This is a genomic window from Haloferax sp. s1 (assembly GCF_058382125.1).
The window spans coordinates 1-5,918 of the sequence record NZ_JBZRPK010000498.1; the positions used below are offsets into that span (position 1 = coordinate 1).

Consider the following 5,918-nt stretch of genomic DNA (forward strand, 5'->3'; position numbering starts at 1 on the left):
GGTACGACGAGGGCGTGAGTATCAACGACGTGTTTCAGCGGCGACCCTCGCTTCTCAACTCGAACCGCGGGACGAAGGTGACGTACGTCGCGGACTCGCGGGATGGTTTTCTCGGGACGCAACGCGAGGTCGCCATCGCCGACCGCCCGGTGACGGTCGAAATCGGACTCGACGGCAAACCGGACCTCGACTTCGACGCGAGCGCAGCCGACGTGGCGACCCCCGTCGGTCCACGCGCTCGCGCCCGCTCGGCCGACCTCGCGGAGAACCCACACGTCCCGAAACTGGTGAAAAAGACGCTCGAAGACGACGACTGGAACGCTCAGGGGGCGATGACGTATCTCTACCGACGCGGCTTCGACGTGTACGACATCAACACCATTCTCTCGGCGGGCGCACTCGGCCAGCCCGAACAGCGCCGACTCGTCCCGACGCGGTGGTCCATCACTGCCGTCGACGACACGCTCGGCCAGTACCTCCGAGGACAGGTTCGACACGCCGGTTCCATCGACGGCGTCGAAATCTATCGAAACGAGTTCCTCGGAAACGCCTTCTGGGTTATTCTCGCGCCGGGGCGCTGGGAGTTCGAGTTAGTCGAGATGAAAGCGCCCGGCAGCGTCTGGAACCCCGACCCCGAAGCCGGGATGTACCTCGCCGCCGACTACGAGGGATACGAGGGTCGCACCGGCTACGTGAACGAGACAGCGGGGGCGTACCACGCCTCCCGATTGGGCGTCCTCGAACACCTCAACGACCGAGGGCGGCAGGCGAAGGCGCTCGTCCTCCGGCACGTCTCCGACGACTACTGGGGGCCGGTCGGCGTCTGGCAGGTCCGCGAGGCAATCAGGCATGCGTTCGAGGGCGAGAAAGCCGCCGCCGAGACGTTCGGCGACGCCGTCCGCGACGTGGAAGACTACCTGCCTATCTCGCTCGGCGACCTGCGGCGGAAGTCCACGATGGCCGCCGGACTCCAGACCAACATTTTCGACTTCTCGTGAACGTAGCTTTTTGACACTTGAGGGACGTGATTAGCACGTGATACCCTTACAGGTCCCGGGCGGTCCAGAACTGCTTATTATATTCCTTATCTACGCAGTCATCGGCCTATTGCCGGTCGTCGCGGCGGTCGTCGGAATCTATCTGTTGTACAAGATTCGCGGCGATATCGAGCGAATTGCCGACGCACTCGAAGAACTCGAATCGGTGTAGGTCGCTTACGCTTCGATTCCGTCGAGGTTGGCGAGCGCTTTGTCGACGAGTTCGCCGGTCTCGGCGACGATGTCAGCCATCTCCTCGTTGTCTGGGGCGATACCGACGAGGCGGGCGACACGCATGATGCTCAGGTGGTAGACGACCTGCGTGCCCGGTTCTTCCTCCCAGATGACCACGTTACACGGGAAGAGGGCACCCAACTTGTTGTCGGTGGCGTCGAGGGCGCGGTTCGCCATCGTCGGGTTGCACGCGCCGAGCACGTAGTAGGGGTCGCGGTCGGCGTCGACCTTCTCGTTGAGCATCTCCGAGGGCGAAAATTCGGTGGCGACACCGAACCCGGCGGCCGTGAAGGCCTCGCGAGCGTGTTCGATTGCTTCCTCGTGGTCCATGTGGAGAACGACGCGTTCCTCGCCGATGTCTTCCGGTTTGATGGCGCTGGGGTCGATTGGGAGTACCATAGGACACACTTCGCCCCCAGATGTGGAAAAGGTATGGTATTGTGATGTAACTGCACATCCGAACCGGGCTAGCTCGAAACCGCTCGCTGATTACGTTGTGTCGTCGGCTGGAGCTTCGCTGTCGCGGTTGGCCAATTATTTGGTGTCATCGACCGCCTTCGAAACGCTTTGGAGAACCGACTGGACGAACGACGATTTGGATTCGGTGTACGCATCTCGCCCGTCTGGATGTACTGCTGCGAGCGCCTGCTTGCGCCGTTCGTACTCGGCCGCGAGGCCATCGTCCGACCGCAACGCGTCACGAAACGCTACCTGCTCACGGTGGCAATCGCTCCCCCGTTCGGTCACAGAAAGGTAGTGGGTCCGACACGGCGGTGGTCCGCGTGCGAAGAATCGTCTGTCGGGTACCTCGTCGTTCGGACGCTCCTCGTAGCCCGAATCCTCGAGAACCCGTGCTACGTCGTTGGTGTCGCCGAGGTCGGGAACAAGGGCAATCAGGTCTACGATGGGTTTCGCTGCAAGTCCCGGAACAGACGTACTTCCAACGTGTTCAAACCCGTTTACTTCTTCTCCCAGACGAGAGTGAAGGCGCTCGACTCCGCGTTCGTATTCGTCGCGCCACTGCGGGTCGTACGGGACGAGTTCGACCGTTCCGCGGGCGAGACCGAGCGACGGGAACCGGTCGGCTCCAGCGTCTGACGACTGGGTGTTCTCGTCGCTCATAGCGGAATCGGAAGCCACTGGAGCGCCGCTGCAACCTTCTCGGGCGGCAACAGCGGCGGGTGAAGAACCAACCAGTCGAGGAGGATGAGACCGCCGCCGTGGGCGACGATGGAGGGAAGAATCGACTCGCTCTCGTAGTCGACGAGACCGAACAACACGTCCGTGGGTGCCGACAGGACGAGTTCAATCGGGGGCTTGCCGACGTGGTGGAACGCGTAGAGTATCGGGCTGATGAGGGCACTTTTCCGCCCGATTTCGCGGACGCCGACACAGAGCAACCCGCGGTAGTACGTCTCAGCAGCGATGACGACGAGCAGTTGCTGTGCCGCGTGTGGGAGGAAGTCAGCGAGGGCGGTCGAGGTGTGCCACATCGGGTAGTACGTCCGAATCGTCGGCAGCGACGACCCGACGAGATAGAACGGCAAGACGAATAGTGCGAGAAGGACGGTGTTCCGGAGCGCGTGCCGGTCGACGTTCCAGCCGAGATTTTGGCCGTGGGCGACCGCCATCGCTCCGGGTACGAGGATAAACAGCAGTGCGTCGTGAACCGCGCGGTACGTGAGGTCGCCGGCAGGAAGAGTCCAGAGACTCCACGCGGCACCGACCGCACCCCCGACGAGGAGGGCGCGGTAGAGCCACGGGAGTCGCGCAAGCCGGCGATGAAGCACCGTTATTCGGTTGCGACCGGACCGCGTCCAACGACATCCAGAACGTCGTCGACGAAGACCTGGCGCGTATCGAAGTACGTCTCGTCGACCTCGGCGAGCACGTCTTCGAGCGTCTGCGGGCCGTCCGGCGTGCGGATGGCCGCGTCGCCTTCTTTCTCAAGGATACTGCTCTTTTCTTGGGGCCACGTCAGTCGAGAGGCGACACGCGCGAGCGGCGCGCCTTCGACGGACGCACCCTCACCGAGTTCGACGGCGGGTGCCTCGTCTTCTTCCTCGTCAGCCATGGGCGAGGGTTAGCCACCGCGCATGATAATCCCTTCGAGATTCACATCGACCCGTGTTCGAGTGCAATATCGATAGCCCGCGACGTGTCGGAGAACAGACAATCGTCTGACGCATCGTTTTAGGGACTGGTTTCGTAGGCAGGTTTATGACCAGTCTTTCGGAGGCGTATCACGGTGGCCGCGGTGGCCCGAGTCTCCGACGGCTGTCCCTGGGCTTCGGGGCGTTCCTCACCGGTGTGTTGCTCGTCGTCGCGGGCATCGTGGTCGCGACGACCGATGTCTACACGTCGGGCGGAGCAACGCTCGGCGAAGCACGCGAACTCGGGGGCATCCTCGGTGGTATCGGCGTCCCTGCGGTCTTCCTCGGCGTGTTAGCGGTGCTCCCCGCGAGCCGTCGAACCCGCGCTGCGGCCGTTATTGGTGCGAGCATTGCCATGTTCGGTGTCGCGCTGTTCTCTCACGCATATCCGTGCCAGTGGACCGGCGCGACCTGTGGCGCTGGCCTGCGCGACCTCACCTTGGAGACCATCGCCGTCTACTTCTTCGGCACCGTCACGACCTTCTGGTGTCTGTTCGTCGGCGTTGCCAACTTCAAGACGCGCAACGACCCCGGCGGCACCGCAACCGTTCAGGTGACGAAAAAGGGAGAAACGCGCGTTGTCGAGGTTGACAAGTCCAGCCGCGGCCTCGGCGGTCTCGGCGGCATCGGTTTCCTCGGTGGAACGCCCGATGGCGACATCGAGACGCAAACGAATCAGAATCGGAATCAATCTGCGTCTTCGGACACGGCAAGCGCGACCGACGGCGGCGCTTCGACCGAAGATATCACGCCGCTCGATGTCGAGCCAACGCAATCGACGGAATCCACGCAGTCTGCACAGTCCCCACAGACTGCTGACACCGTGGAGTCGACCACGACGCGCTCTCCGGCGAACGCCGCCAACCACCCGGATGCGAACCGCCCGGCCACCGCCACCGTCGGCGACCGCTACTGTGGCAACTGCACGTATTTCGAGTACGTTCGGACCTCCGACGGCCTCAAACCCTACTGTGCGGCCCACGACGAGATGATGCAGGATATGGAATCCTGTGACGAGTGGTTCCCCCGTCGCCGCGAGTAAGCCGTCGGGAACTGTTTTCGTCCGCTGATAGTTACAACCGACCCTATGAGTAGCCGTCTCTTCTCACGTTTCGTCCAGTCGTGACTCGACATCGTACCAGTGACTCCCGCGCCAGAACACTTGTCCGCAGTCCAGACACCGCCAGAGGGTCGTCTCACTCGGGTCCGGCGCGTAGGCCGGAACCGACGCTTCGTCACCGAGCGCTTCGACCGGCCCGTTGCAGACGCCGCATCGTGCGGGTTCCTCGTCGAGTGAGATGTCGAAACCGACTGATTCGAGTTCACGAAGTTGGTCAATCGGCTCTCGTTCCGCGAGAAGCACGCTCCGAGGGGCTTGTGCTGCGAGCGTCACGTCGCGCGTAAGGAGCACGCGCCCCTCGTCTTTTGTCCGTTCGAGCAGTTGTTCGTCGCCGGGGTCCGAGCCGTCGTCGGTGAGGGCGTAGGCAGCGTCGTACCCGCACATCCGCAGGTAAGTGGCGAGTTTTCCGAGCATCACGTCCAGAAGGAGGGCAGTCACGCCCGGGCTGGGCTGGTCGATGCCCGAGGCGACCGTTCCGGGGTGGTCCGAACCAACGTCGTCAGTCAATGGAGAAAGTCCGTGAGCGCTTCGACCGACCACGTGTTCAACACGTCCGCGGTCTCGACCCACCCGCGACGCGCCGTGTGGACGCCGTAGCGGGCGTAGTCGAGCTCAGTCGGTCGGTGGGCGTCGGTGTTGATAGCGACTGTTGCGCCCGCCTCGACAGCGATTCGGAGTGCTTCCCCGTTCAAGTCGAGTCGGTACGGACTGGCGTTGAGTTCGAGCGCAACGCCGTTCTCGACGGCGGCCGAAGCGATTCGTTCGTAGTCGAGCGGGAGGCCGGGTCGTTGGTTGATGAGCCGACCTGTTGGATGGCCGAGGATGTCCACGGCGGGGTGTTCCATCGCGCGGACGAGTCGGTCGGTTGCCGTCTCACGGTCCTGGTCGAGGGCGCTGTGGGGTGAGGCGACGACGACGTCGAGTTGGTCGAGTACGTCGTCGTCGACAGAGAGAGCGCCTTCGGCGTCGATATTCGCCTCGACGCCGGTGAACACGGTAATATCGGTGTCCTCGGCGACAGCGCGAACCTCGTCTATCTGTTCGAGCAGTTCGTCGTCCTCGACGCCGACGCCGCCGACCATACCGGGACCGGTGGCGTGGTCGGAAACGACGTGAAAGTCGTAGCCGCGTTCTTCGGCCGCGGCGACCATCTCCGCGATGGTGTTGTCGCCGTCCGACCAGTTCGTGTGCGTGTGCAGGTCGCCGCGAATCTCGCCTTCTTGGATGAGGTCGGGAAGCGAGCCGTCGGCGGCCAGTTCTATCTCGCCGGTGTCTTCGCGCATCTCCGGCGGAATGAGCGGGAGGTCCAGCGCGCCGTACATCGACTCCTCGGTCTCTCCGGCGACACGCTCGCCGACACGGGGGCCGCCCTCC

The 5,918-nt window shown here is 63.4% G+C and carries 9 protein-coding genes; 3 read left to right on the forward strand and 6 right to left on the reverse strand.

Going from position 1 to position 5,918, the window contains the following annotated elements; genetic code table 11:
• Positions 1–998 (forward strand): hypothetical protein (locus QT222_RS07865; RefSeq protein WP_491476844.1); only part of this gene is annotated, 998 nt, incomplete at its 5' end.
• Between the two features lie 37 nt (positions 999–1,035).
• On the forward strand, positions 1,036–1,209 hold the full coding sequence (locus QT222_RS07870; protein ID WP_004057534.1) for a hypothetical protein: 174 nt from the start codon (positions 1,036–1,038) through the stop codon (positions 1,207–1,209).
• A gap of 5 nt (positions 1,210–1,214) precedes the next feature.
• Here QT222_RS07870 and QT222_RS07875 read toward each other — a convergent pair whose 3' ends face one another.
• From QT222_RS07875 to QT222_RS07890, 4 genes are all read right to left on the reverse strand, one after another.
• Entirely contained in the window at positions 1,215–1,670 is a 456-nt protein-coding gene (locus QT222_RS07875; protein ID WP_491476845.1) for a DUF302 domain-containing protein, read from the reverse strand.
• A 135-nt stretch (positions 1,671–1,805) separates the two neighbouring features.
• Positions 1,806–2,393 carry a GrpB family protein gene (locus QT222_RS07880; protein ID WP_491476846.1) on the reverse strand — a complete coding sequence of 196 codons (588 nt, stop codon included), beginning with the start codon at positions 2,391–2,393 and terminating at the stop codon, positions 1,806–1,808.
• Positions 2,390–3,061, reverse strand: a complete 672-nt coding sequence (locus QT222_RS07885; RefSeq protein ID WP_004057531.1) for a CPBP family glutamic-type intramembrane protease — start codon at positions 3,059–3,061, stop codon at positions 2,390–2,392. The genes QT222_RS07880 and QT222_RS07885 overlap by 4 nt, the downstream gene beginning before the upstream one ends.
• A 2-nt stretch (positions 3,062–3,063) precedes the next feature.
• A complete protein-coding gene (locus tag QT222_RS07890; protein WP_004057530.1) occupies positions 3,064–3,345 on the reverse strand; it encodes a DUF5789 family protein in 282 nt (93 codons plus the stop codon).
• Positions 3,346–3,491: 146 nt separating this feature from the next.
• Between QT222_RS07890 and QT222_RS07895 the strand changes: the two genes are divergently transcribed.
• The gene (locus tag QT222_RS07895) at positions 3,492–4,466 is read left to right on the forward strand and encodes a cell division protein CdpA domain-containing protein (protein ID WP_004057529.1); all 975 of its coding nucleotides are present in this window, start codon (positions 3,492–3,494) and stop codon (positions 4,464–4,466) included.
• Positions 4,467–4,529: 63 nt separating this feature from the next.
• Here the strand turns inward: QT222_RS07895 and QT222_RS07900 are convergent, their stop codons facing one another.
• Together QT222_RS07900 and QT222_RS07905 are read right to left on the reverse strand one after the other, a co-directional pair.
• On the reverse strand, positions 4,530–5,051 hold the full coding sequence (locus QT222_RS07900; protein WP_004057528.1) for a Mut7-C RNAse domain-containing protein: 522 nt from the start codon (positions 5,049–5,051) through the stop codon (positions 4,530–4,532).
• The coding region (locus QT222_RS07905) for a PHP domain-containing protein (RefSeq protein ID WP_491476847.1) at positions 5,048–5,918 on the reverse strand (871 nt) is incomplete at its 5' end. The genes QT222_RS07905 and QT222_RS07900, both read right to left, overlap by 4 nt.

What these genes read in the sequence shown, in the direction of transcription:
- QT222_RS07875 (WP_491476845.1), bottom strand. Translation starts at nt 1,670, where the DNA reads ATGGTACTCCCAATCGACCCCAGCGCCATCAAACCGGAAGACATCGGC.
- QT222_RS07880 (WP_491476846.1), bottom strand. Translation starts at nt 2,393, where the DNA reads ATGAGCGACGAGAACACCCAGTCGTCAGACGCTGGAGCCGACCGGTTC.
- QT222_RS07890 (WP_004057530.1), bottom strand. Translation starts at nt 3,345, where the DNA reads ATGGCTGACGAGGAAGAAGACGAGGCACCCGCCGTCGAACTCGGTGAG.
- QT222_RS07895 (WP_004057529.1), top strand. Translation starts at nt 3,492, where the DNA reads ATGACCAGTCTTTCGGAGGCGTATCACGGTGGCCGCGGTGGCCCGAGT.